This is a genomic window from Microbacterium sp. NPDC089188 (assembly GCF_040685155.1).
Classification (GTDB): domain Bacteria; phylum Actinomycetota; class Actinomycetes; order Actinomycetales; family Microbacteriaceae; genus Microbacterium; species Microbacterium galbum.
In genome coordinates this window covers 541103-565745 of the sequence record NZ_JBFBHH010000004.1, presented here as the reverse complement: position 1 = coordinate 565745, position 24643 = coordinate 541103, and the positions used below count along the sequence as shown (strand labels likewise).

The window sequence follows — 24643 nt, the reverse complement described above, 5'->3', positions numbered from 1 at the left end:
GCGTGACGAAGGGACCGGGGCTCTCCCCCCGGCGCAAGGGGCTCGGCATCCGTCCCCCTCCGGGTGTTCACTGGGGTCATGCGATCGATCTGGAAGGGCGCCCTGACGTTCGGCCTCGTCAACGTGCCCGTCAAGGTGTACTCGGCCACCGAAGACCATGACGTCTCGCTGCACCAGGTGCACAACGCCGACGGCGGACGCATCCGGTACCAGCGCATCTGCGAGATCGACGGCGAGGTCGTGCCCTACAGCGACATCGACAAGGCGTACGACGACGGCGAGCAGACGGTCGTCCTCACCAAGGACGATCTGGCGTCGCTGCCGAGCGAGCGCAGCCGCGAGATCGAGGTCGTCGAGTTCGTGCCCAGCGAGCAGGTCGACCTGCTCACCCTCGACAAGGCCTACTACCTCGAGCCCGACTCCTCGTCGCCGAAGGCGTACGTGCTGCTGCGCAAGACGCTCGAGCAGACCGACCGCACGGCGATCGTCCGGTTCTCCCTGCGGCAGAAGACGCGGCTCGCCGCCCTGCGCGTCCGTGGCGATGTGCTGGTGCTGCAGACGCTCCTGTGGGCCGACGAGGTGCGCGAGGCCGCGTTCCCGGCGCTGGAGGAGAGCGTGCGCATCTCGGCGAAGGAGCTCGAGATGTCGGCATCCCTGGTCGACAGCTTCTCGAAGGACTTCGACCCCGAGGAGTTCACCGACGAGTACCAGGAGGAGCTGCGCACCCTCATCGACGCCAAGCTCGAGCAGGGCGACGCCCTCGACACGGATGCCACCTTCGGCAAGTCCGAGGACGACGACGGCGGCGAGGTGATCGACCTCATGGAGGCGCTGCGGGCGAGCGTCGAGCGGTCGCGCGCCGCGCGGGGCGAGAAGGATGCGCCCGCGAAGAAGGCTCCGGCGAAGAAGAAGACGTCGAAGGCGTCGTGACGGGGTCGGGTGCCCGAGGCGTCGGCGGCAGCAGAGCGCCGGCGGCGCCCACGGCATCAGCGCGTCGGCTGGTCTCCGTCTTCGAGGGTCTTCGGGTCGAGGGAGAGCGACTCCGCCTCGGCGGGGGTGACCGCGCCCTCGCGCTTGGCGGCGGCGCGCTCGCGGAAGTAGTGGACGACGACGAAGCCCACCGTGCCGACGACGACCGCGAGGAGGATGACGTCGATGTACTCGGCGACGAACTCGCCCACGCCGGGGATGAGGCTCAGCACGTACCCGAACACCGTCAGGCCGAAGCCCCACAGCACGGCTCCGATGAAGTTGTAGAGGGTGTACTTCCACTTGTTCATGTGGCCGACGCCCGCGGCGATGGGGGCGAAGGTGCGCACGATCGGCACGAAGCGCGCCAGGATGACGGTCAGACCACCGAAGCGCACGAAGAACGCGTTGGTGCGCTCGACGTTCTTGCGGCTGAACAGGCCGGAGTCCTTGCGCTCGAAGATCGCCGGACCGGCCTTGTGGCCGATGACGTAGCCCACCTCACCGCCGAGGAACGCGGCGAGACCGATGAGCAGCCCGGTGACCCACACGTTGACGCCGAAGACGCCGTGCGGGGGGTGCGTGACCGGGTTCGACAGGATGCCGGCCATCACCAGCAGCGTGTCGCCGGGAAGGAGGAAGCCGATGAGCAGGCCCGTCTCGGCGAAGATGATGAGGCAGACGATGGCCAGGGCCCACGGGCCGGCCGAGTCGATGATCGTCGCGGGGTCGAGCCACGGGAGCAGTGAGGCGGTGGTGTGGATCACATCGGTCCCGTTCGGGTCGGAGAGGCGGTGCTGGCGAAACGGTGAACGTGCGGAAGGGGGGACTTGAACCCCCACGCCCGAAGGCACAGGAACCTAAATCCTGCGTGTCTGCCGATTTCACCACTCCCGCGAGTGGGATCAGTCTAAGCGCGCGCACGCGCGCGCTCGATGTGAACGAGCCGTCAAACCCCCGCGATCTCACCCGCGGCCGCCGCGGGGGCGGGGGCCCGCCGACACGCCCACGGGAATGCCCCTGCGCCGAGGCGGTTTGACTCCGTATGAAGGCGATCACGTATACCCAGCCCGGTGACTCCTCCGTCCTGTCGCTCGTCGAGCGACCACTGCCCGAGCCGGGCCCCGGCGAGGTGCGCGTGCGCATCACGGTGTCGGGGGTGAACCCCACCGACTGGAAGGCGCGTGAAAGCGCCGGCCGCCCCCTCCCGTTCGACGAGATCACCCCGAACCAGGACGGAGCGGGCATCGTGGATGCCGTCGGCCCCGGCGTCTGGACCCTCTCGGCGGGCCAGCGGGTCTGGGTCTACCTGGCCGCCCACCAGCGTCCGACCGGCACCGCCGCCGAGTACGCGGTCCTCCCGGCCGAGCGGGCGGTGCCCCTGGCCGACGGAGCGTCGTTCGAACTCGGCGCGAGCCTCGGCGTGCCCGCGATGACCGCCCATCGCGCGCTCACCGTGCACGAGGACGGCCCCTCGCGCCTCGCGCCCGGTGCTCTCACCGGCCGTACCGTGCTCGTCCAGGGCGGTGCCGGCGCCGTGGGGCACGCGGCGATCCAGCTCGCCGCCTGGGCCGGCGCGAAGGTCATCGCCACCGTCAGCAACGACGAGAAGGCGAAGCTCGCCCGCGCGGCCGGCGCGCACCACGTGCTGCAGTACCCGAGCGCGTCGCTGGCCGACGGCATCCGTGAGATCGCCCCCGACGGGGTCGAGCACATCGTCGAGGTCGCCATCGCCGACAACGCCGCCCTCGACGTCGAGGTCGTCGCCAACCACGGCACGATCGGCTACTACGCCGACAACGGCGGTGACACCTTCGCCGCCCCCGTCCGCCCCAGCTTCGCGAAGAACGTGCGCTGGCAGGGACTGCTGCTGTACACCGTGGGGGAGCGCGCGCTGGCCGCAGCGGCCGAGGACGTCGCGGCCGCGGTGGCCGACGGTGCCCTCCCGGTGGGCGAGGCGCACGGCCTGCCGCTGACGTGGTTCGACCTGTCCGACACCGCCGCCGCTCATGACGCCGTCGCGGGAGGCGCCACGGGCAAGGTCCTCATCCGGGTGACCGACGCGGAGTGAGCCCCCCTCATCGACGAACCGCCGGGACCCGAACGGGCCCCGGCGGTTCGCGTTCGCCTGCTTACTGCTGAGTGCGACGGCGGGCGATCACGGTGCCGGCTGCGACGATCAGCCCCAGGGCCAGCATGCCGGCGCCGACCGCGGGCAGCGGCGAGCCGTCGACGTCGCTACCGGTGTTCGCCAGGTCGCCGCCGCGCGGGCCGCTTCCGGCCGGGCCCCCGGTGGCGCTGGGCGCGGGGCTCGGTGCCGTGGTCGGCGCCGCGGTGGGCTCAGCCGTCGGGGCGACGGTGGGCTCGGTGGTCGGCTCGGGCGACGGCTCACCCGGCGTGGGCTCGGGGGAGGGCTCCACCGCGGCGTCCCACGCGAGGGCGAACGCGGCGTGACCGATCGCGGGCGCGAAGATGTCGATCGCGTCGCGATTGACGTTCGCCAGCGTGTCGTCGATCGTGTGGTAATTGCGGTCCATGAACACCCCGGCCGTTCCGCCGAACAGGCGCGCCTGCTCCTCGGTCTTGATGTCGTCGGCACCCGAGAACAGACCGCCCGCGGGGATGCCGTTGTCGATGAAGGCCTGGTAGTCGCTGCGGCCCGAGTACTCGGTGTCGATCCACGGCTGATCGATCGCGTCGAAGTAATCGGTGTAGATCTGCTCGATCTCCGCCGAGCCCGCGGGGATCTCGACGGGCGCCTCGTACGTCGACTCGTTCGCGTCGTAGACGCCGACGGTGAAGTTCTCCGACCCGATCATGTCGTAGTTGAGGTAGGACGAGATGCGCTCGAGCTCGGCGGGGTCGTTGGCGATCAGATCGTCGACGTACGCGGTCGAGCCGACCAGGCCGACCTCCTCGGCGCTCCAGAGCGCGAGGCGGATCCGCTTGTCGTTGGGCGTCTCGGATGCCGCGATCTTCTCGGCCAGGGCGAGGATGGCCGCCGAACCCGAGGCGTTGTCGTTGACGCCGGGGCCCTCGGCCACACCGTCGAGGTGCGCGCCGATCACGACGGTGTCGTCGGGGTCGCCCGCGATGCTGTCGGCGATCACGTTGAAGGACTCGGTCACGAGGAACTGCTTCTCGATGACCGCCGTCCCTTCGACTGGAACGTCGGCAGGGGCCGCGGCGACGAGCGCCGCGATGGCGTCACCGCTGGCCTGGGGCAGCGTGGCGGCGGGGGAGTCGTCTTCGTTGCGCGGTCCCGAGGCGACGTTGGTCAGCTGGTCGTCCGGGGAAACGCCCTCCTCGGCGGGACGCTCGTTGTTGTAGACGAACACCGCTCCCGCCCCGGCCGCGGTGGCGTTGTCGATCTTCGCCTCGAAGGTGCAGATGCCGCGCTGGATCAGCACGATCGCGCCCGCCGGGACGGCGGCGAAGTCACCGGGCTCGCAGCCGAGGTGCGCGCCGTCGGCGTCGGAGGGCAAGGACAGCTGCGCGGTGTAGTCGCCCTCGATGCCCTCGCTGAGGTCGAAGTGCGACCCGGTGTAGGTGGTGCCGTCCACCGTGAGCGAGGCCTCGCCGAACTCCGGGGTGGGGACTTCGAAGGTCTGACGCGAGACGGTGAAGGCGCCGGTTCCCTCGAGGACCTGCTCGGCGTAGCGGGCGGCGGCCTCGTACCCGGGTCCGTTCCAGACGCGGTAGCCGTCGGCGGCGAACGACTCGCTGATGTCCGACAACTCGGTCAGGTGCGTCATGACGTCGGCGCCCGTGACCCCGAGGTCATCGGGCGGGGTGGCCGGGCCGGCGAACGCGGCCGGGGCGATCAGCAGGCCGCCGCCCACCAGGGCGCCGGTCGCCAGCAACGCCGACGCCCGTCGAGCGCGAGAGGGAGGGGAATGCAGGGTGTTTCGGAGCACGATGAATGCGCCTCTCCGCGGGCATCGATGCCCGCATCATCCAGGGGGAATGACGCGACGCCCAGAGAAGGCGATCGCGAGACGATTCTCATAGGGGATTCGTAAAAAACGCAATGGTGGCCGCATTCTTCACAGGGTTGAAACCTGGGGGTCACACGGCCGAGGACCCCGAGCGACCGGCCGCGCGATCAGCCGCGCCGCGGATTCCGCCCGACGATCGCCGCTGCCACGAGCATCGTCGCAGCGGCCGTCGCGAGCGCCGCGGAACTGCCGAGGTCGTGCGCGAGGGCGCCCAGGACGGCACCCGCGACGAGCGCCGCCCACAGCAGCAGGGGGCGGCGCCACGCGGTGCGAGAACGACCGGTCACGAGGGCGGCGAGACCCAGGCCGAGGCTCACGAGCGTGCCGGTGGAGTAGGTGATGGCGACGCGCGCCCGGTCCTCGGCGAGGAACAGCGTGTTGAGGGCTCCCATCGCCGCGGCGAGCAGGCCCGCGCGCCACAGTGTGGACGGACCGGCGGTCGCGAGCACCGCGGCGAGCCCCACCACGAGGGCCGATCCCGCGATGAGCGAGGCCTGCGCGCGCCGCGACCGCGGGCGCACCGCGCCGCCGACCGCGACACCCACGACGAACGACGCGATGAGGCCCAGCGGCACGAGGGCCAGGGCGAGCGAGCTCGGCACGTCGACCGCGCCCTGCGTGGAGTTGCCGCTCATGAACGACACGAACAGTCCGCCGGTGTCGAGGTACCCGACGGCGTCGACGAAGCCAGCGACCGCCGCCAGTGCGGCCGACAGCGCGAGGGCTCCCCGTCCGACGTTCTGCACCGTGCCTCCTCGCCTCGGTCGAGGGATCGAGGCGCTCCATCGTCGTCCCGGCACGGCGTACCCGGCAAATCCGTCCATCCGCGGCATCCACCGCCGCCGGGGTGCCGGGCCCCTCCGTCAGCGCACGCGGGGCACGTATCGCGGCACCCAGCGGATGAACCCCGCTGCGCCGAGGACCGCGATGACGCCCATGGCCCCCACGCCGATCGACAGCGTCGCCACCGCGGTGAGCGCCGACACGATCAGCGGGGCGACGGCACCGCCGGCATCCGTGAGCGTCCGCCACGAGCCGAGGAACGCCGCGGGCTCGTTCGGCGGTGCGATGTCGGCCCCGAGGGTGAGCAGGATGCCGCTGGACAGACCGTTGCCGACCCCGAGCACCGCGGCGAACATGGCGTACCACATGGCCGCCGAGTCCAGGTCGTGCGTGAACGACAGGGCGAAGAACCCCGCTCCCATCAGGATCATCGCGGGCAGTGCCGCCCACAGGCGTCCGAAGCGGTCCATGACCTGGCCGCTGGCGTAGAACAGGGCGAAGTCGATCGCGCCCGACACCCCGACGACCACCGCGATCGTCCCGGCATCCAGTCCGAGCGACACGCCCCACAGGGGCAGCACGACCTGCCGCGCCGACCGCACCGCCGACAGCGAGGCCGCGGCGAGCCCCAGCCGCGCGAGCACTCCGCGGAACCGCCACATCGTGCGGAACACCCCGGCGCGCTCGACTGTCGGGATCGCTCCCGTCACGGGTTCTCCGGTGTCCTCCGCGTCGCGCGAGTCGCCGTCGACGCGGCGCGCCCCCGCACCCACCGGCACCGCCTTCTCGGGATCGGGGCCGAAGAACACGAGGAGGACGGTGGCGACCTGGCACACCGCGAAGAAGACCACGGATGCCGTCTCGTCGCCGAAGATCCCCAGCAGTGCCGCCGAGATGAACGGGCCGACGAACATCCCGAGGCGGAACGTCCCGCCGAGCAGCGACAGGGCCCGCGCCCGGAAGTGCAGCGGCACGCGGGTCGTCATGAACGAGTGGCGCGCGAGCGCGAACGACGCGGCGCAGAACCCGATGAGGAAGACGGCCGCGGCGAAGAACGCCAGCGACTGCGCGAACACGATCCCGGTCAGACCCGCGAGCACGATGATCCCGGCCACGCCCATCGTGAGGCGCTCGCCGAAGCGGGCGACGGCCCATCCCGCCGGGATGTTGCCGCACAGCTGGCCCACGACGAGGGCGGCGGCGACGAGGGCGGCCACGGCGACGTCGGCGCCGAGGCGGTTGGCGATCACGGGGATGAGGGGGATCACCGCGCCCTCGCCGAGCGCGAACAGAAGGGTGGGGCCGTAGATCATCGGTGCGAAGCGCACCAGCACGTTCCGGGGAGAGTCGGCTGTCACCGTCTCCACGATAGGCTTGATGTCTCATGCTCGAACTCGATTTGACCGCCGACATCCAGGCGCTGCGCTCGACCTTCGCCGATATCCAGGCCGTGGTCGACGTCGACGCACTCAAAGCCGACATCGATCGCCTCAGCGAAGAGGCCGGTGCCCCCGACCTGTGGGACGACGTCGAGAACGCCCAGAAGGTCACCAGCCGTCTGAGCCACCGTCAGGCCGAACTCAAGCGGGTCTCGGAGATCGAGCAGCGTCTCGACGACCTCGAGGTGCTCGTCGAGCTCGCGATCGAGATGGACGACGAGGACTCCGCCGACGAGGCCCGTCGCGAGCTCGCGGCACTGAAAGACGTGATCGGCCAGCTTGAGGTGCAGACGCTCCTCGACGGGGAGTACGACCCGCGCTCCGCGGTCGTCACGATCCGTTCGGGAGCGGGCGGCGACGACGCGACCGACTTCGCCGAGATGCTCCTGCGCATGTACCTGCGCTGGGCCGAGCGCCACAAGTACCCCGTCAAGGTCATGGACACCTCCTACGCCGAGGGCGCCGGCATCAAGTCGGCCACCTTCGAGGTCGACGTCCCCTACGCCTACGGCACGCTGTCGGTCGAGGCCGGCACCCACCGCCTCGCGCGCATCAGCCCGTTCGGCGGCGCCGACAAGCGTCAGACGAGCTTCGCCGCGGTCGAGGTCATCCCCGTGATGGAAGAGGCCGTCGAGGTCGAGGTCCCCGAGGGCGACATCCGCGTCGACGTCTTCCGTTCCTCCGGCCCCGGCGGGCAGTCGGTCAACACCACCGACTCCGCCGTGCGCATCACGCACCTCCCGACCGGCCTCGTCGTGTCGATGCAGAACGAGAAGTCGCAGATCCAGAACCGCGCCGCCGCCATGCGCGTGCTGCAGACGCGCCTGCTCTTGCTCAAGCGCGAAGAAGAGGCCGCCAAGAAGAAGGAGCTCGCGGGCACGATCACCGCGAGCTGGGGCGACCAGATGCGCTCCTACTTCCTCTACGGCCAGCAGCTCGTGAAAGACCTGCGCACCGGCTACGAGGTCGGCAACCCCGCCGTCGTCTTCGACGGCGATCTCGACGGTCTGATCGCCGCCGGAATCCGCTGGCGCAAGCGCAAGGACGACAACGACTGATCATCCCCTTTCGACGAGAGTCCTATGGATGCCGGTACCCCCGGCATCCATAGGACTCTCTCGGTTTGGCGACACGGCGCGTCCTGACGGGCTGTTTCGCGCCCGCGCTTAGGCTCGTCGAGCCATGATCCGGTTCGAGAACGTCACCAAGAGGTATCGCGGCACCGCGAAGCCCGCCCTCAACGCCGTCGACTTCGAGGTGCAGCGCGGGGAGTTCGTCTTCCTCGTCGGAGCCTCGGGCTCGGGCAAGTCGTCGTGCCTGCAGCTCATCCTGAGGGCGGAGACCCCCACCGAGGGGCGCGTCGTCGTGCTCGGCCGCGACCTGCGCACCCTGTCGAACCGCAAGGTCCCCTACTTCCGCCGCCACATCGGGTCGGTGTTCCAGGACTTCCGCCTGCTGCCGAACAAGACCGTGCACCAGAACGTCGCTTTCACACTGCAGGTCACGGGCGCCTCGCGTGGGTTCATCCAGCAGGCCGTGCCGGAGGTGCTCGCGCTCGTCGGCCTCGACGGCAAGGAGAAGCGCCTGCCGCATGAGCTGTCGGGTGGCGAGCAGCAGCGCGTCGCGATCGCGCGAGCGTTGGTCAACCGCCCGCAGGTGCTCCTCGCCGACGAGCCGACCGGAAACCTCGACCCCGGCACCTCGATCGACATCATGCGCCTTCTCGCGCGCATCAACGCCGGCGGGACGACCGTCGTGATGGCCACGCACGAGGCCGGTTTCGTCGACCAGATGCAGCGCCGCGTGATCGAACTGCGCGGCGGCGAGATGGTGCGCGACGAACGCCACGGCGGCTACGGCGACACCTCCAGCCTCCCGCGACTCGCGCCCGAGGTCGAGAAGGGCGCCGCCGCGGTGGCCGCCCTCACCGCGGTGCTCGAGGTCCAGCGCGAGGTGACGAGCGTGACCAGCCCCGTGGAGCCGCTGCCGTCGGCGGCCGTCACCCGCCCCGCGGCCGCATCCGACCCGGATACCACGACCCCCGCCCCCGCGGTGACCACGCCGGCCGCCGAGCAGACGCGCGAGCCGGGCACCAACACGCGCTCCATCCCCGTCACGACCCCCGACGTCGAGGCCCTCGGCGTCGCCGACCGCCTCGGTCTGGGCGCGAAGACGGATCGCAACGACGAAGTGGGACCCACGTCATGAGGTTCGGGCTCATCCTCTCGGAGGCCTTCACGGGCCTGCGACGCAACGCCTCGATGGTGATCTCGGTCATCCTCGTGACCTTCGTGTCGCTCACCTTCGTCGGCGCGGCGATGCTCATGCAGATGCAGATCGGCAAGATGCAGTCGTACTGGGCCGACCGCGCCCAGGTGGCGGTGTCGATGTGCGCGACCGTGTCGGACGTCGACACCTGCACCACCGGTCAGGCCGCCACGCAGGAGCAGATCGACGCGGTGACGGCGAAGCTCGACGGCGACGCCCTCGCCCCGCTCATCCGCGACTACACCTACGCCACCAGCGAGCAGGTGTTCGAGAACGCCAAGGGCCTGCTGCCCGACGACATCATCGGCGTCGTCACCGCGGATCAGTTCAATGCGACCTTCAGCATCAACCTCGTCGACCAGAACCAGTCCGACGTCATCATCGAGGCCTTCAGCGGCCAGGCGGGCGTCGAAGAAGTCACGAACCAGATGCAGTACCTCGAGCCCCTGTTCCAGGCGCTCACGGTCGCGACCTACGTCGCGGTCGGCATCGCCGGGCTCATGCTGATCGCGGCGGTGCTGCTGATCGCCACCACGATCCGCCTCTCGGCCTTCGCGCGACGCCGCGAGCTCGGGATCATGCGTCTCGTCGGTGCCTCGAACCGCTTCATCCAGACGCCGTTCATCGTCGAGGGCGTGCTGGCGGCGCTGATCGGCTCGGCGCTGGCGAGCGTGGCGGTGTGGGCGATCGTGGGCGTGGGTGTCAACCAGTACCTGCGCGACCGCATCGGCTTCATCACGTCGTGGGTGGGTATCGGCGACGTCGCGTTCGTCATCCCGGTCATCGTCGTGATCGGCGTGATCCTCGCCGCCCTCAGCGCGAGCTTCGCGATCCGTCGCTGGTTGCGCGCCTGACCGTTCGCGACGGCGGGCTCCGGCGTCCTGTAGGCTGAGGGGCTCTGTGTGCCCATGATCATGAGGAGGTGGCACCATGCCTCGTGAGCAGGGTGAGAAGCTCATCGCGTCGAACAAGAAGGCGCGTCACGACTACGCCATCGAGAAGACCTACGAGGCCGGTCTCGTCCTGACCGGCACCGAGGTGAAGTCGCTGCGCCAGGGGCGGGCGAACCTCACCGACGGCTACGCGTACATCGACGGCGGTCAGGCGTTCCTCGATGCCGTGCACATCCCCGAGTACTCGCAGGGACACTGGACGAACCACTCCGCCAAGCGCACGCGCAAGCTGCTGCTGCACAAGGAGGAGATCGTCAAGCTCTCGCACGCGGTCGCCGCGGGCGGCTACACCCTCGTCCCGCTGCGCCTGTACTTCCTCGACGGGCGCGCGAAGGTCGAGATCGCGGTCGCGAAGGGCAAGCGCGAGTTCGAGAAGCGTCAGACCATCCGCGAGCGCGAGGACAAGCGCGAGGCCGAGCGTGCGATGCGCACCAAGAACCGCCTGGGCGAGTAGGACCCGTCACTCGGCGCGGAAGCGCCCCTCGACGACCGAGGTCACGACGATCTCCGGCGGCTGCAGGCTGAACGACGACCCTCCGGCCGACGCAGCCGCCATCATGCGGGCGCCCATCGGCGCGGGGGAATCGGGGCGGGTCGCGAGCAGCCCGGCATCCGCCACCTCGACGGCGGAGACGGATGCCAGCCCCAGGGCGTCGGCGTAGGCGGTCGCGCGCTCCACGGCCACGTGCACGGCCTCGGCGGCGACCTCGCGCTCGGTGCGTGCGCGCGTGTCGGGGGAGAGGCGCCAGTCGACGGCGGTGACCTGCACGTCGTCGGACTCGGTGACGTCGCCGAGCCACCACGACAAGGCGCCGGCGTCGATGAACGTGGCCGAGAGCTCGACGCTCGCGTGGTGGACGAGGGGGAGTTGCGCCCCCTCGGCGTTCCACGGCCGGTCCGACCAGACCGAGACACGGGCGCTCGACCATTCCGAGACCTCGCCCGAACGCAGGTGGGCGACGAGGCCGTCCTGCACCGACGATGCGCGCTCCTGCGCCTGCTCCACGACGGGGCCGCGAGACGGCCCGTCGACCGAGACCGTGACACGGACCGCCGCTTCTTCGGCGCGGACGCGGGCGTTGCTCTCGCCTCGGACGGTGATGACGACGTCGCTCATGCGGTGAGCCTACGCGACGGCGTCGACGGGGCGACGGGCGTGCGACGGTCCGATGCGCGAGTCGTCGACGCGGGGAATTCGCGGGCCGACGCGACGGGGCGACGGGCGCGGGGCGGTTCGATGCGAGAGTCGTCGACACCGGGAATTCACGAGCCCCCGATGCGTTGTAGACTGTGATGCTCGGGTGCTTTCCGCTCCCGGCATGGCAACTCAACAGCGTGACAACGGCCGCTCCTTCACGGAGTTCCCGGGGCTGATCGGTTTCGACAGCGCCTGCGAACCCGCGAGAAGCGGGCCGAGGATGTGGGGTTATCTCGTAAACGCTCCCTGCAAAACAATAAGTGCCAATGCTAAGCGCACTGACTTCGCCCTCGCTGCGTAAGCGAGCCCGATAGTCCGTCAGACCGTGTGTGACCCCGCCACGGATCCTGGCGTCATTTAGGGGTCTTGCTGCGTGACGGCGTCTGGACGTCACGCGGGACTTTTCCCAGGCTGGGCTCGTCGACTTAGGTGTCTGTGACAAAGGTCGGAGCCGAGCAGAACGTCTGCACAGACTGCGCCCGGAGAAAACGCGGAGACCCAGCGTTGGACGGGGGTTCGATTCCCCCCAGCTCCACGAGCCGTTGTCACGATGAGTCGTCAGAAAGCCCTCGCTCCCGCCCGTTTCGGTGGGGCGGGGGCTTTCTCGTACGCCGATGAGCGCCGCGCGGGCCTCTGTGCGGCGTGAGCGTCACCGGTGGGCGCGACGTACCCGGCCGTGTGCTCGGCCCGCCTGCCGGCGCCGCTCAGCTCGCGCTGCGCGTGTGGATGTCGCTCTCGCCCGAGGCGCCGTTCAGCTCGAGGTAGATGCGTCCCTCGGTGCGCGTCAGGGTGGCCGTGTTCCGTCGCTCGATCGACTCCGCGAGACGCTCGACGAACCCGGGGTCGAAACTGTGCAGCAGCACCTCGTCACCGCGGTGGATGCGCTTGCCCGCCCACGCGGCGGCGACCTTCTCGGGGTCGCGGTGGGTGTAGACCGCGACGCGTTCGGCCTTCATGCTCCCGGTGTGCAGGCGGGCGGCATCCGGTGCTCCCACCTCCACCCAGGCGACAAGCGCGCCGGTGAGGTCGCGCACCAGGACGGCGGGTTCGTCGGTCGCGGCGACTCCCTCGCTGAAGGCGATGCCCTCTTCGAACTCGAGGCAGTAGGCGAGCACGCGGGTGAGCATGTAGGGCGCGGTCTCGGACGGATGCCGCGCGACGCGCAGCTGCAGCTCGTCGTAGACGCCGCGGTCGACATCGGAGAGCTGCACGGTGAACGTGTGAATGGTCGCGCCGATAGCCACGAGGGTCGAGCCTACGTGAGGAGCGGGGATCCTCGTGCCTCCGGACTCCGACCGCGGAGGGACATTGCCCGGATGACTCCGTGCCGCCTAGCGTCGAAGGATGCCAGATCCCCGCGCCCTCCGCATCGACGTCGGTCCGTTCCACCTCGCCCCGACGCCCGACGCGTCCACGTGGACCGCCGAGCAGGAGCGCGGCGGACCCGGCGCCGCATCCGGGATCGACGCCGACGGGAATGACGCGGGACGGATCACGGCCGGGTGGACCGACTGGGTCGCGTTCGCGCAGCGGGTGCTGCAGGCCGATGCCCTGTGGCGCGATGTCGAGGCGCGGGGCGACGCGTGGGACGAGGGGTTCTCGGCGGCTCGCGACGCGGAGGCGCGCAACCCGTACCGGTGACGGGCGACGCCGAGCCGGCGACCGTCGGCGCCGTCGACTACCGGGGGCTCTGGACGAGGATCAGGCTCTGTCGGGTATCGGCGAGCTTCACGAAGCCGTCGCCGAAGAAGTAGGTCAGGCCGTAGCCGTCGGCACCGCGTCCGTTCAGCCAGTCGGGGTTCTCGGTCACGTAGACGCCGTCGGCATCTTGCTCGACCTTCCATCCCGCGGCGACGAGGTCTTTCTGCGCCGTCTTCGCGGTGGCGTCGTCGATGGGTGCCCAGCCGAAGATCTGCACACGGTCGGAGGCGATCTTCGTGTCGCCCCACTTGCACTGGATACCGTCGTCGAGAGCCGTGGCGCCCATGCGGAACTGGTCCTCCTGCGACGTCCAGCCGAGGCTCTTGAAGTCGTCGGCGGTGGCTTGGGGGATGATGTTCTCGCACGTGGGGTCTGCGGGCGGGGTCGCCGAACCGGATGGCGATGCGGCCGGCGCCGGCGTCTCGACACCGGCGGCGGGCGCGGCCGAGGAGGGTGCCTCTGCGGCCGGCGCGGGCTCGGGTGCGGGGGCCGCGCACCCGGCGAGGACGAGGGCCGCGAAGGCGCCGCCTGCGACGAGAGCGGACACGCGCGCACGGGCGGAGCGCCGCCGCGAGAGGGTGGTCGCGCGCATCATCGTGAACCCTCGCCGTGCAGCAGGGTGAGGAAGGCGTCGTGCAGCACGCCGTTCGTCGCGAGCGACGATTCGGCGTCGAGTCGGTCGGCTCCGTCGAACGCGGTGAAGCGTCCGCCGGCTTCGCGCACGATGGGAGCGATCGCGGCGATGTCGTACTCCTTCACGCCGAACTCGGCGACGAGCTCGAGCCGCCCCTCAGCGAGCCACATGTACGGCAAGGCGTCGCCGTAGGCGCGGTCGCGCCACACGGCACGGGCGAGGCGCTCGAGCGTCGGCACGAGGTCGACGTCATCCCACTGCTCGATGCTCTGGAAGCTGATGCTCGAGGCCGCGACGTCGTCGATACCGGAGACGTGGATGCGGCGGGTCTCCCCGGTGGCGGTGGTCGTCCACGCGCCCTGGCCGGTCGCCGCCCACCAGCGGCGCCCGATCGCGGGCTGGCTGACGACGCCGACGGTCGGGACGCCGTCGACGGTGAGGGCGATGAGCGTGGCCCACACGGGGATGCCGCGCATGTAGTTGTGGGTGCCGTCGATCGGATCGATCACCCAGCGCCGCGAGGTGTCGCCGGAGCTGCCGTACTCCTCGCCCAGGATCGCGTCGGCGGGGCGCTCGGCATCCAGGATCTCCCGGATGGCGCGCTCGGTGGCGAGGTCGGCCTCGGTGACGTGCGTGCGGTCGGGCTTGGTGTCGATGCGCAGGTCGGCGGCGTCGAAACGCTGCATCGCGACCGCGTCGGCGGCGTCGGCCAGGCGGAGGGCGAGTGCGAGATCGTCGGTCAGGTCCGCGAGGGTCGCGGCGGGCTCTTCGATGCGGGACACGGCTCCAGGATAACCGGCGCTCCTGGCTCGATTTGGTGTGGTCGCGTCACCCCTGGTAATGTCATTCCTCGGCGCGGAGAGCGAATCTCCCGCCGAACGGAACGCACCTCTAGCTCAATCGGCAGAGCAACTGACTCTTAATCAGTGGGTTCTGGGTTCAAGTCCCAGGGGGTGCACCACCACCGAAATCCCCTTCGCAGCCTCGCGGTTGCGGAGGGGATTTCGGCGTCTGCGGGGGAGGTCAGGTCAGGTTCGGTCGCAATCCCGTTGCGCGAGGGAATGCTCTCGGCATGATGGAATCCTGGCCGCTGGGCAGCGGCGCGAAGGCGGGAGGACACATGGCCGACGACGAGATGTGGGACGTGACCGACATTCAGGGCACGCCCACGGGCACCCTCCACCGACGCGGTGACGGCCCGGTGCCGGCCGGGTCATTCCATGTCGTGGCATCTGTCTGCCTCGTGTCATCGTCCGGCCGCGTGCTGATGAGCCGCCGCGCCGAGGGGAAGGACTACCCCCTCGCGTGGGAGTTCCCGGCCGGGAGCGCGCTGCGCGGCGAGACGAGCCGCACCGGTGCGGTGCGCGAGCTCGCCGAGGAGACCGGGATGAGGGTCACCGGCGACGACCTCGTGCTGGTCGGGCGGGTGATCGAGAAGCGGGCGCTCTTCGACCTGTGGGTCGCGCGCGTCGACGGCGAGCCTGTGCCCGTGCCGGATCCGGAAGAAGTGCTCGAGTCGGAGTGGGTCGGCCTCGACGTGGTGCGCCGTCGGTGGGAGGAGGGCCTGTTCGCGACGCCGTGGAACGCGCGGTTCGACCAGCTGTGGGACACGCTCCAGGAGCGCGTGGCGGATATGGGGGCGGAGATCGCTCGCTGATCCGAATGCAGCGGCTACGCCGGGGGGAGAGCTGCGATCAATCGCGAGCCGGATAGCGACACGGCGACGATGGCCGCGGTCCCGGCCAGCGGCAGTACCGCGAGCGGGACGGCGGCGCCGGGGCCGAAGGCGACCAGCATCACTAGGAACGTCACCCACGCCACCACCCCGATCGCCACCCACGCCCACATCATCCGCGTAGTGCGTTGTCTGAGAGCGGTCGCCGTCATCGGACGATCGTGATGGATGACGTCGTCCGTCCACCGGGTGCCGTCCCACGATCGCTGGGTGCGGGGCGCGACGACGTACCATCCCGGTTCGACGGGGGACGGGGTACTCATCCGGCGAACGCCGGCTTCGGCCACGCGGGCAGCGCGCTCGAGGTGAGGACCTCAGAAGTCGACTTCACGTTGTGCCCCCATATGTCGACCCTATGCAAACTGCTCGCCGGTCGCGAGGTCGTCACCGGCCCGTCCGCGGTCGGCAGCTGCGGGCATCGCATGCATTGCCGGTGCCTCGGTCCCGGTGTCGGGCCCCCGTGCCACGATGTCGCCATGCCGAACGAGAGCGCCTCGCCAGCCACGTACGTCACCCATGACCTCGCGGTCGCGGAGGGAGACCTGCGCGTCGGTGAGTGGCATCCGGATGCCGAGGGCACCCCGTGGCTGCTCGTGCACGGGGTCACCGCGTCGCACGTGGCGTGGGCGTGGGTCGCGGCACAGAGTTCGGCGCGGCTGATCGCCCCCGATCTGCGCGGGCGCGGGCGCAGCACGGCGTCGGCGCGGCGAATCGGGCTGGCGCAGCACGCCGATGACCTGGCAGAGGTGCTCGACGGCCTCGAGGTCGAGCGGGCGATCGTGGTCGGGCACTCGATGGGCGCGTTCATCTCGTTGGTGTTCGGCGAACGGCACCCCGACCGGGTCGAGCGGATCGTCCTCGTCGACGGCGGGCTGCCCCTGACCCTGCCGCGTGGAATGGAACCGCGCGAGGCGGTGCGCCACGTGCTCGGACCGACCGCGGCGCGGCTCGACATGCGCTTCCCGAGCGAGGGCGCGTACCGTGATTTCTGGCGGGCGCACCCCGCGTTCACAGGGCGCGAAGACCCGCTGCTCGACGCCTACTTCGCCTACGACCTGGTCGGTGAATCACCCGCGCTGCGGCCGGCGACGACGTTCGCCACGGTCGAAGCCGACTCCATCGACCAGAACGCCGGCGAGGCCATCGCGGGAGCGCTCGAACGCCTGCGCCGCCCGACGCGGCTGATCGCGGCTGAGCGGGGATTGCTCGGCGAGGTTCCGCCGCTGTACCCCGACCTCGACGGCATCCGCAGCCGATTCCCCCGGCTTGCGGCGACGCGCCGGGTGCCGGCCGTCGATCACTATTCGATCGTCATGTCGGCACCCGGCGCGCGGGCTGTGGTGCAGGAGGTCCTTGCGGGGGAGTGACGGTGTTACGCAGCGTCTCCGACCAGCACGGCGGCGCCTTCATCGGCGGCGTCGGGGTGCGAGCCGTCGACGTGGGCCAGCAGGCGACGGCCGAACAGGATGCACGCAGCGGCGATGAACACCGAGGCGGCGGCCATGAAGTACGGCACATCGGCGCCGTAGGCGTGCCAGAGCCACGCCGCGAGCGGCGGAGCGACGGCCCCGCCGAGGAAGCGGACGGCGGAGTACGCCGACGAGGCGACCGAGCGCGGCAGGTCGGTGGCCTCCATCACGGCCTCGGTCAGCGCGGTGTTGACCACGCCCAGCACGAGGCCACCCACGATGATGCACACGACGAGGGCGGTCGACGACGCCACGGTGAAGGCCGCGACCACCAGGTCGATTGCCAGCAGGGGCAGCGCGATCAGCAGCACGCTTGTCAGGCGCAGCCTGCGCAGCAGCAGCGGAGCGACCCAGACACTCGTGATCGCGAGGCCCACGCCCCAGCCGAAGAAGGTGAGGCCGATACCCATGGCACCGAATCCGAGGGGGAACGGCGAGAACGCCAGGAGGGTGAAGAAGCCGATGTTGTAGAACAGGGCGGTCGCCGCGAGGATCGCGAGCGCCGGGCGGCCCAGCGCGCGGAACGGGGCGCTGAAGGGAAGGGGCGTACGCGCGGGCTTCGGTCCGCGAAGAAGGACCGCCACCGCGATGAACGCGATCGCCATCAGGGCGACGACGCCAAAGAACGGTCCGCGCCAGCTGACCTCGCCGAGGACGCCGCCCAGCAGCGGACCGACGGCGATGCCGAGGCCGAGTGCCGCCTCGTACAGGATGATCGCCGACGATGTGCCGCCCGATGCGGCCCCGACGATCGTCGCGAGAGCGGTGGAGATGAAGAGCGCGTTGCCCAGACCCCACCCGGCGCGGAAGCCGATGACGGCGTCGACGCTGCCGCTCAGGGCGCAGAACAGTGCGAACACCACGATCAGCCCGAGACCCACCAGCAGGGTGGACTTGGCGCCGATGCGGCTGGAGATCCAGCTGGTGACGAGCATCGCGAGACCGGTCACCACGAGGTAGCTCGTGAAGAGCAGCTCGGTCTGCACCGGGCTCGCCTTCAACGACTCGGCGATCGCGGGAAGAATCGGATCGACGAGCCCGATACCCATGAACGCCACGACCGACGCGAAGGCGACTGCCCAGACTTGTGCGGGCTGTTTCCAGACGCTCGGGGCCTTATCGACCGGGTCGGCTGCGGTACCGGCGCTCACCGGACCACCTCTCTTTCTTCTTCGGAGCGACGTGCGGCACCGCGCGAGGCGCGTACCTGGTCGCTCGGTTTCTCGGTGTGTTCGTTCGACCCGACGGGCGCCATCCCGACCTGGCGCGAGAGAGCCGAGGCCGCCGTGCTGACGGCCTCCCACTCCGCGGGGGACAAGTCGGCCACGTGCGGCGCGAGGGCAGCGCGGAAGAGCTCGTACCAGCGCTCGAGGGCGTCGAGGCCGTCCTCGGTGGCCGCCACCACGCTCACGCGGGAGTCGTCGGGGTGACTGCGACGCGACACGAGTCCAGCGGCATCCATCTGCCGGATCAGCCGGGTCATACCGGGCTGCGTGACGCGGCTGAGCGTCGCAAGGTCGCCGAGGCGCTGCGGGCCGTGGTCACGCAGCAGCGTCAGCGTGCGCCACTGCGCCGCGGGAGCGTCGGAGTTCGTGTCGAGGGCGGCTACACGCGTGAGCGCATGCACGGCGAGCAGCAGGCGCTGGAGGTCGTCGTCCCGGGTCATAGGTGAAAGTATACCCCAGTTATATACCGTAGGTATCTATTGCGGGCTCCGCGCGCGCGGCCGGCGCCACACGTCGTGACAGGGCGCCGAGCGCTGGCGGCGCGCGCCCTGTTATCGCGCGGCGATCCGCGTCGACAACTGGTGCGCGTGCGCCAGCAGGATCCGCCCGAGTTCGGCGAGTCGCTCGCCGCCGAACCGGAACTCGACTCCCGTCAGGCTCAGCGCCCATTGCGGGTCGCCGGCCCGCGTGAAGACCGCGGCGCCCACACCCCAGCTGCCCTCGACGATCAAGCCGGGGTTGACCGCGTAGCCCCGCGCCTGTGTGTCGGCGACGCGCGCGCGTAGCCGCGCGGGGGAGTGGGAGGCTCCCCAGCGTTCGACGAGCTCCGGATGCCGTTCGAGGTAGGCGTCCACGTCCTGGGGCGGCAGGAACGCGAGGATCGCGAGCCCTGCCGACGCGACGCCCAGGGGGAAGCGCACCCCCTCCGACAGCACGAACGAGCGGATGGGGAAGCTCCCGTCCTCGCGGACGAGGCAGACGGTCTCGTCGCCGCGCCGCACCGAGAGGAACGCGCTCTCCTCGGTGCGGACCGCCAGCGAGCGCACGATGTCGCGCGCGGTCGCCGTGATGTCGAAGCGGGATGCCGCGACGCTGCCCATCAGGTACAGCTCGGGTCCCGGGAGCCAGTGCCCGGTCGCGTCGTCGCGGTCGACGAGACCTTCGGCTCGCAGGGCACTCAGCAGTCGGTGAGTCGTCGGACGTGTCAGATCGGCGTCGCGCGCGAGGTCGGCCACCGCGGCACCCGCCTCGCCGGCGGCTGTGACCAGACGCAGGAGGTGCGCTGCGCGGGCGATGGCCTGGGCTCCGGGGACGGTGGCCGGGGTCTCTCGCACCGCGGCACGATGTGGTCGCGGCTCCCTCGGAGTGACTTCCCCGGGTGATCCGGGCGATCTGGAGTCCACGATGTGGACGCTACGCCCGGCGGCATCCACATGGCAAGAACGGGCTGGCCGCGGCGCCGGCCCGCGCCGCAGGGTGGAGGGACGCCGCTACGAAGGAGTTCGCGTGATCGACAAGACCGTCGCCTCAGCTGCCGAGGCCGTCGCCGACATCCCCGACGGAGCATCTCTCGCTGTCGGCGGCTTCGGTCTCTCGGGCAATCCCATCGCCCTGATCGAGGCTCTGCTCGCCCAGGGAACCCGCGACCTGTCGGTCGTGTCGAACAACTGCGGCGTCGACGACTGGGGGCTCGGCATCTTGCTGGGCGCCGGTCGCATCCGCAAGATGACCTCGTCGTACGTCGGCGAGAACAAGGAGTTCGAGCGGCAGTTCCTCTCGGGCGAGCTCGAACTCGAGCTCACTCCGCAGGGCACGCTCGCCGAGAAGCTGCGGGCCGGCGGCTCGGGCATCGCGGCCTTCTACACGCAGACCGGAGTGGGTACCCAGGTCGCCGAGGGCGGCCTGCCCCGCCGCTACGACGCGGCCGGCGGTATCGCTGTGGCCTCCCCGGTCAAGGACGTGCGCACCTTCGACGTGAACGGCGAGCAGCGCGAGTTCGTGCTCGAAGAGGCGATCACCACCGATTTCTCGCTCGTGCACGCCTACCAGGGCGACCGCCACGGCAACCTCGTCTTCCGCAAGGCCGCGCGGGCCTTCAACCCCCTCGCCGCCATGGCTGGCCGTACCTGCATCGTGCAGGTCGAGCACCTCGTCGAACCCGGCGAGCTCGATCCGGATGCCGTGCATCTGCCCGGCGTCTACGTGCATCGGATCGTCGAGGTCGGGCCCGACATCCCCAAGCGCATCGAGAAGCGCACCGTCCGGGAGGGGAACCGGTGATCATGCCGAAATGCTGCCCCCGGTCCCTTCAACAGGCTCAGGGACCTGGAGAGGCTCAGGGACCTGGACAGGCTCGGAGACCTCGCGGTCAGGGGCCCCGCTTCGCGCCGATCTCGACCGTCACCGAGGAGAACTGAGATGCCCCTGTCCCGCATCGAGATGGCGGCCCGCGCCGCCCGGGAGCTCGCCGACGGCGCGTACGTCAACCTCGGCATCGGGCTTCCCACGCTCGTCCCCAACCACGTGCCCGACGGGGTGACGGTCGTGCTGCAGTCCGAGAACGGCATCCTCGGCGTGGGTCCCTACCCGACCGAGGACGCGGTGGACCCCGACCTCATCAACGCCGGCAAGGAGACGGTCACGACGTTGCCGGGAGCCGCGTTCTTCGACTCGGCCCTGAGCTTCGGCATGATCCGAGGCGGCAAGATCGACGCCGCGATCCTCGGGGCGATGCAGGTCTCGGCATCCGGAGACCTGGCGAACTGGATGATCCCCGGGAAGATGGTCAAGGGTCCCGGCGGCGCGATGGACCTCGTGCACGGCGCCGCCCGCGTGATCGTGCTGATGGAGCACGTCGCGAAGGACGGCTCGCCCAAGATCGTCGACTCCTGCTCGCTTCCGCTGACCGGTCGCGGCGTGGTCGACCGGATCATCACCGACCTCGCCGTCATCGACGTGACGGAGGATGGACTCGTGCTCGTCGAGCTCGCCCCCGGGGTGAGCGTCGACGAGGTGCGGGATTCCACCCAGCCCCCGCTGACCGTGGGACTCACCGAGAAGCGCACAGAGAAGCTCACAGAGGAGCAGAACGCATGACCACCGACAACGACGTCGTCATCGTCGCCGCCGCGCGCACCCCGCAGGGTCGTCTGAAGGGGCAGCTCGCGCCGCTCACGGCTGTCCAGCTCGGCGCCGCGGCGATCCGCGGGGCGCTCGAGCGCGGCGGCATCCCCGCCGACGCCGTCGACGCGGTGCTCGTCGGGCAGGTGCTGCAGGCCGGGGCGGGGCAGAACGCGGCGCGTCAGGCCGCGATCGCAGCGGGCATCGGCTGGAATGTGCACAGCGCCACGATCAACAAGGTGTGCCTCTCGGGGCTCACCGCGGTCATCGACGCCGCGCGCATGCTCCGCCTCGGAGACGCGAGCGTCGTGGTCGCCGCCGGCATGGAATCGATGACCCGCGCCCCGCACCTGCTCATGAACTCGCGCGAGGGGTACTCCTACGGCTCCGTCGAGGTCCTCGACCACATGGCTCACGACGGGCTGACCGACGCGTACGACAGCGAGAGCATGGGCGCGTCCACCGAGCGCGCGAACGCCCGCTACGAGGTCACGCGCGAGGCGCAGGACGCCGTCTCGGCGCGGTCGCACCAGCGAGCCGGCGCAGCCCAAGCCGACGGGATGTTCGAGGCCGAGATCGTGCCCGTCTCGATCCCGCAGCGCAAGGGAGACCCGGTCGTCGTCACGGCTGACGAGGGGATCCGCCCCGACACCACGGTCGAGACGCTCGCGAAGCTGCGCCCGGCGTTCGCCGAGGGGGGATCGATCACCGCCGGCAACGCCTCGCAGATCTCCGACGGCGCCTCGGCGGTCGTCGTCACCACGCGCGCTGTCGCCGCCGAACACGGCTGGGACGTGCTCGCGGTCGTCGGCGCCGCGGGGCAGGTCGCCGGCCCCGACAACTCCCTCCACGCCCAGCCCGCGCGGGCGATCGAGAAGGCGCTGCAGAAGCAGGGACTCTCGGCCTCCGATCTCGACCTCGTCGAGATCAACGAGGCGTTCGGCGCGGTCGTGGCGCGGTCGCAGGCCGAACTCGGGCTGTCCGACGACGTCGTCAACCCGCACGGCGGGGGCATCGCGATCGGTCACCCGATCGGCGCCTCGGGCAACCGCCTCGTCGTTCACGCCGTCCACGATCTCGTGCGCCGCGGGGGCGGCACGGCGGCGGTCGCCCTCTGCGGCGGCGGCGGCCAGGGCGACGCGCTGATCCTCACCCGCTGACCCGCAGACGGAAAGACGGATGCCACGACCCTCCGGCCGTGGCATCCGTCGGTGTCAGGGGGTCAGCGACCCAGGCGCTTCTTGAACAGCTTGTCCTGCTTCTTCGAGACGGGGGAGTCGCCCGCGATGACGCGGCCGCGGCGCGCGCGGCGGGTGTCCACGACGGCGCCGATCGCCAGCGCCAGAGTGATGCCCCAGCTGAGCCACGCCAGCGCCGTGCGCCAGGTGAACGGCTCGTCGTTCTTGAGGCCGCGCAGGAGCGTGACGCCACCGGTGATGGCGCTGAGGAGACCGGTTCCGAAGATGTACTGCCGCATGCGCCCAACCTATCGAGGAGGGCGATCGGATGCCGCGCCTTGACAGCGCTCGACCCGGGGGCGCCCTGAGCACCGCTTATCGCATCGCGTCCACCCCCGTGCGCGGACCGAGCCCGCTGTTAGCCTGAGGACGATCCCCGAGGAGGACCTGTGACCCAGGCCGATTTCGTCGTCGTCGCCAACCGCTTGCCCGTCGACCGCACCCCCGACGGAGAGGGCTGGCGCCGATCGCCGGGCGGGCTCGTCACCGCTCTCGAACCCGTCATGCGCCGCGCCGAGGGTGCCTGGGTGGGGTGGGCCGGTCAGGCCGACGCCACCGTGGAGCCGTTCGACTTCGAGGGCACGCACCTCGTCCCCGTGACCCTGTCGGCCTCCGACGTCGAGCTCTACTACGAGGGCTTCTCGAACGACACCATCTGGCCGCTCTACCACGACGTCATCGCGGCGCCGACCTACAAGCGGGCCTGGTGGGACGCCTACGTCAAGGTCAACCGGCGCTTCGCCGAGGCCGCGGCCGAGGTCGTCGCCGACGGCGGCATCGTGTGGGTGCAGGACTACCAGCTGCAGCTCGTGCCGAAGATGCTGCGCGAGCTGCGCCCCGACCTCACCATCGGCTACTTCCACCACATCCCGTTCCCCGCCTACGGCCTCTACGCTCAGCTCCCCTGGCGCAAGCAGGTGCTCGAGGGACTCCTCGGCGCCGACGTCATCGGTTTCCAGCGCGTGGCCGACGCGGGCAACTTCGCCCGCGCCGTGCGCCGACAGCTGCGGTACGAGACCAAGGCCAGCGGCATCCTGGTCCCCGAGGGCGAGACGACGCGCGTCGCGCTCGCCAAGGCGTTCCCCATCTCGATCGATGCCGACTCCTACATCGAGCTGGCGCAGAAGCCCGAGATCCAGCAGCGCGCCAAGGAGATCCGCGAGGGTCTCGGCAATCCGCGCAAGATCCTCCTCGGCGTCGACCGCCTCGACTACACCAAGGGCATCCGCCACCGTCTGAAGGCGTGGGGCGAACTGCTCGAAGACGGTCGCGCGACGGTCGAGGACGCCACCCTCGTGCAGGTCGCGAGCCCCAGTCGCGAGCGCGTCGACGCCTACGTGCAGCTGCGCGACGAGATCGAGATGACCGTCGGCCGCATCAACGGCGACCACGACACCACCACGCACACGGCGATCCGCTACCTCCACCAGTCGTACCCGCGGGAGGAGATGGTGGCGCTGTTCCTGGCCGCCGACATCATGCTCGTCACGGCGCTGCGCGACGGCATGAACCTCGTCGCGAAGGAGTACGTGGCCAGCCGCGTCGACAACCGCGGCGTGCTCCTGCTCAGCGAGTTCGCCGGCGCCGCCGACGAGATGGGCAGCGCACTGCTCATCAACCCGCACGACATCGACGGCATGAAGGATGCCATCGTGCGCGCGCTCGAGATGCCCGCCGCCGAACAGGGCCGCCGCATGCGGGCGTTGCGCAAACGCGTGCGCGACCACGACGTCGAGGACTGGTCGCAGGACTTCCTCGAGGCGCTCTCGGTGTTCCACGAGAAGGCCTCCAGCGCCGCGGCCGCCGCCGAGGTCACCCGCGGCGACGACGGCTCCGCTCCCGAACTCGAGCCCATCGACGAGACGGATGCCGGATGACGGGGTCGCAGCTCGACCCGATCCGCGTCGATGAA

General features: G+C 70.5%; 26 protein-coding genes, 2 tRNA genes and 1 other RNA gene. 15 read left to right on the top strand and 14 right to left on the bottom strand.

What is annotated here, in order from left to right; genetic code table 11:
- Positions 1-78 precede the first annotated feature (78 nt).
- The gene (locus AB0N80_RS15885; protein ID WP_363579334.1) at positions 79-930 is read left to right on the top strand and encodes a Ku protein; all 852 of its coding nucleotides are present in this window, start codon (positions 79-81) and stop codon (positions 928-930) included.
- A 56-nt stretch (positions 931-986) separates the two neighbouring features.
- On the opposite strand, the gene AB0N80_RS15880 is transcribed toward AB0N80_RS15885, so the two are convergent.
- Both AB0N80_RS15880 and AB0N80_RS15875 read right to left on the bottom strand, forming a co-directional pair.
- Positions 987-1733, bottom strand: a complete 747-nt coding sequence (locus tag AB0N80_RS15880) for a VTT domain-containing protein (RefSeq protein ID WP_315995894.1) — start codon at positions 1731-1733, stop codon at positions 987-989.
- Positions 1734-1784: 51 nt separating this feature from the next.
- Positions 1785-1866 (bottom strand) — tRNA-Leu (locus tag AB0N80_RS15875).
- A 148-nt stretch (positions 1867-2014) separates the two neighbouring features.
- On the opposite strand from AB0N80_RS15875, the gene AB0N80_RS15870 reads away from it, so the two are divergent.
- Positions 2015-3040, top strand: coding sequence for an NADPH:quinone reductase (locus AB0N80_RS15870; RefSeq protein WP_363579332.1), 1026 nt, complete (start codon positions 2015-2017; stop codon positions 3038-3040).
- Between the two features lie 61 nt (positions 3041-3101).
- Here AB0N80_RS15870 and AB0N80_RS15865 read toward each other — a convergent pair whose 3' ends face one another.
- The 3 genes from AB0N80_RS15865 to AB0N80_RS15855 form a co-directional block, all read right to left on the bottom strand.
- On the bottom strand, positions 3102-4886 hold the full coding sequence (locus AB0N80_RS15865; RefSeq protein WP_363579330.1) for a M20/M25/M40 family metallo-hydrolase: 1785 nt from the start codon (positions 4884-4886) through the stop codon (positions 3102-3104).
- A 188-nt stretch (positions 4887-5074) separates the two neighbouring features.
- Complete coding sequence (locus AB0N80_RS15860) at positions 5075-5713, bottom strand: DUF1275 family protein (protein ID WP_363579328.1); 639 nt, start codon at positions 5711-5713, stop codon at positions 5075-5077.
- Positions 5714-5830: 117 nt separating this feature from the next.
- Positions 5831-7063, bottom strand: a complete 1233-nt coding sequence (locus AB0N80_RS15855) for an MFS transporter (RefSeq protein ID WP_363579403.1) — start codon at positions 7061-7063, stop codon at positions 5831-5833.
- Between the two features lie 71 nt (positions 7064-7134).
- On the opposite strand from AB0N80_RS15855, the gene prfB reads away from it, so the two are divergent.
- From prfB to smpB, 4 genes are all read left to right on the top strand, one after another.
- Positions 7135-8247: a peptide chain release factor 2 gene (gene prfB / locus AB0N80_RS15850; RefSeq protein WP_363579326.1), complete on the top strand. Its 1113-nt coding sequence runs from the start codon at positions 7135-7137 to the stop codon at positions 8245-8247.
- 124 nt (positions 8248-8371) lie between these two features.
- Positions 8372-9397, top strand: coding sequence for a cell division ATP-binding protein FtsE (ftsE, locus tag AB0N80_RS15845; protein WP_363579324.1), 1026 nt, complete (start codon positions 8372-8374; stop codon positions 9395-9397).
- On the top strand, positions 9394-10311 hold the full coding sequence (gene ftsX, locus AB0N80_RS15840) for a permease-like cell division protein FtsX (protein WP_315995445.1): 918 nt from the start codon (positions 9394-9396) through the stop codon (positions 10309-10311). Before ftsE ends, ftsX begins: the two co-directional genes overlap by 4 nt.
- 76 nt (positions 10312-10387) lie before the next feature.
- Positions 10388-10864, top strand: coding sequence for an SsrA-binding protein SmpB (gene smpB, locus AB0N80_RS15835; RefSeq protein WP_076676126.1), 477 nt, complete (start codon positions 10388-10390; stop codon positions 10862-10864).
- Positions 10865-10870: 6 nt separating this feature from the next.
- Here the strand turns inward: smpB and AB0N80_RS15830 are convergent, their stop codons facing one another.
- Positions 10871-11527 (bottom strand): SIMPL domain-containing protein, encoded by a 657-nt coding sequence (locus AB0N80_RS15830; protein ID WP_363392036.1) that lies wholly within the window; start codon positions 11525-11527, stop codon positions 10871-10873.
- A 249-nt stretch (positions 11528-11776) separates the two neighbouring features.
- Here AB0N80_RS15830 and ssrA point away from each other — a divergent pair.
- Positions 11777-12146: a transfer-messenger RNA gene (ssrA, locus tag AB0N80_RS15825) on the top strand.
- A 166-nt stretch (positions 12147-12312) separates the two neighbouring features.
- Here the strand turns inward: ssrA and AB0N80_RS15820 are convergent.
- Complete coding sequence (locus tag AB0N80_RS15820; protein ID WP_315995447.1) at positions 12313-12852, bottom strand: YaeQ family protein; 540 nt, start codon at positions 12850-12852, stop codon at positions 12313-12315.
- A gap of 100 nt (positions 12853-12952) precedes the next feature.
- Between AB0N80_RS15820 and AB0N80_RS15815 the strand changes: the two genes are divergently transcribed.
- On the top strand, positions 12953-13249 hold the full coding sequence (locus AB0N80_RS15815) for a hypothetical protein (RefSeq protein WP_363579322.1): 297 nt from the start codon (positions 12953-12955) through the stop codon (positions 13247-13249).
- A gap of 37 nt (positions 13250-13286) precedes the next feature.
- On the opposite strand, the gene AB0N80_RS15810 is transcribed toward AB0N80_RS15815, so the two are convergent.
- Complete coding sequence (locus tag AB0N80_RS15810) at positions 13287-13901, bottom strand: hypothetical protein (RefSeq protein ID WP_363579320.1); 615 nt, start codon at positions 13899-13901, stop codon at positions 13287-13289.
- Positions 13901-14725, bottom strand: a complete 825-nt coding sequence (locus AB0N80_RS15805; protein WP_363579318.1) for an inositol monophosphatase family protein — start codon at positions 14723-14725, stop codon at positions 13901-13903. The genes AB0N80_RS15810 and AB0N80_RS15805 overlap by 1 nt, the downstream gene beginning before the upstream one ends.
- A 103-nt stretch (positions 14726-14828) precedes the next feature.
- Between AB0N80_RS15805 and AB0N80_RS15800 the strand changes: the two genes are divergently transcribed.
- Positions 14829-14904, top strand: a tRNA-Lys gene (locus AB0N80_RS15800).
- A 111-nt stretch (positions 14905-15015) separates the two neighbouring features.
- Positions 15016-15600: an NUDIX hydrolase gene (locus tag AB0N80_RS15795; protein WP_363579316.1), complete on the top strand. Its 585-nt coding sequence runs from the start codon at positions 15016-15018 to the stop codon at positions 15598-15600.
- Between the two features lie 14 nt (positions 15601-15614).
- Here AB0N80_RS15795 and AB0N80_RS15790 read toward each other — a convergent pair whose 3' ends face one another.
- Positions 15615-15941 (bottom strand): hypothetical protein, encoded by a 327-nt coding sequence (locus AB0N80_RS15790; protein WP_363579314.1) that lies wholly within the window; start codon positions 15939-15941, stop codon positions 15615-15617.
- Between the two features lie 213 nt (positions 15942-16154).
- On the opposite strand from AB0N80_RS15790, the gene AB0N80_RS15785 reads away from it, so the two are divergent.
- Complete coding sequence (locus AB0N80_RS15785; RefSeq protein WP_363579312.1) at positions 16155-17045, top strand: alpha/beta hydrolase; 891 nt, start codon at positions 16155-16157, stop codon at positions 17043-17045.
- 5 nt (positions 17046-17050) lie between these two features.
- Here the strand turns inward: AB0N80_RS15785 and AB0N80_RS15780 are convergent, their stop codons facing one another.
- The 3 genes from AB0N80_RS15780 to AB0N80_RS15770 form a co-directional block, all read right to left on the bottom strand.
- Complete coding sequence (locus tag AB0N80_RS15780) at positions 17051-18298, bottom strand: MFS transporter (RefSeq protein WP_363579310.1); 1248 nt, start codon at positions 18296-18298, stop codon at positions 17051-17053.
- Positions 18295-18813: a MarR family transcriptional regulator gene (locus AB0N80_RS15775; protein ID WP_315995455.1), complete on the bottom strand. Its 519-nt coding sequence runs from the start codon at positions 18811-18813 to the stop codon at positions 18295-18297. Before AB0N80_RS15775 ends, AB0N80_RS15780 begins: the two co-directional genes overlap by 4 nt.
- Positions 18814-18924: 111 nt before the next feature.
- Positions 18925-19707, bottom strand: a complete 783-nt coding sequence (locus tag AB0N80_RS15770) for an IclR family transcriptional regulator (RefSeq protein WP_363579308.1) — start codon at positions 19705-19707, stop codon at positions 18925-18927.
- Positions 19708-19879: 172 nt separating this feature from the next.
- Between AB0N80_RS15770 and AB0N80_RS15765 the strand changes: the two genes are divergently transcribed.
- The 3 genes from AB0N80_RS15765 (at position 19880) to AB0N80_RS15755 (ending at position 22653) form a co-directional block, all read left to right on the top strand.
- The gene (locus AB0N80_RS15765; RefSeq protein ID WP_315995456.1) at positions 19880-20653 is read left to right on the top strand and encodes a CoA transferase subunit A; all 774 of its coding nucleotides are present in this window, start codon (positions 19880-19882) and stop codon (positions 20651-20653) included.
- Between the two features lie 138 nt (positions 20654-20791).
- The gene (locus AB0N80_RS15760; RefSeq protein ID WP_363392023.1) at positions 20792-21469 is read left to right on the top strand and encodes a CoA transferase subunit B; all 678 of its coding nucleotides are present in this window, start codon (positions 20792-20794) and stop codon (positions 21467-21469) included.
- Positions 21466-22653, top strand: a complete 1188-nt coding sequence (locus AB0N80_RS15755) for an acetyl-CoA C-acetyltransferase (RefSeq protein WP_363579306.1) — start codon at positions 21466-21468, stop codon at positions 22651-22653. Before AB0N80_RS15760 ends, AB0N80_RS15755 begins: the two co-directional genes overlap by 4 nt.
- A gap of 62 nt (positions 22654-22715) precedes the next feature.
- On the opposite strand, the gene AB0N80_RS15750 is transcribed toward AB0N80_RS15755, so the two are convergent.
- Complete coding sequence (locus AB0N80_RS15750) at positions 22716-22970, bottom strand: hypothetical protein (RefSeq protein ID WP_315995459.1); 255 nt, start codon at positions 22968-22970, stop codon at positions 22716-22718.
- Between the two features lie 150 nt (positions 22971-23120).
- Here AB0N80_RS15750 and otsA point away from each other — a divergent pair, with 150 nt between their 5' ends.
- Entirely contained in the window at positions 23121-24608 is a 1488-nt protein-coding gene (gene otsA / locus AB0N80_RS15745) for an alpha,alpha-trehalose-phosphate synthase (UDP-forming) (protein ID WP_315995460.1), read from the top strand.
- Positions 24609-24643: the final 35 nt, after the last annotated feature.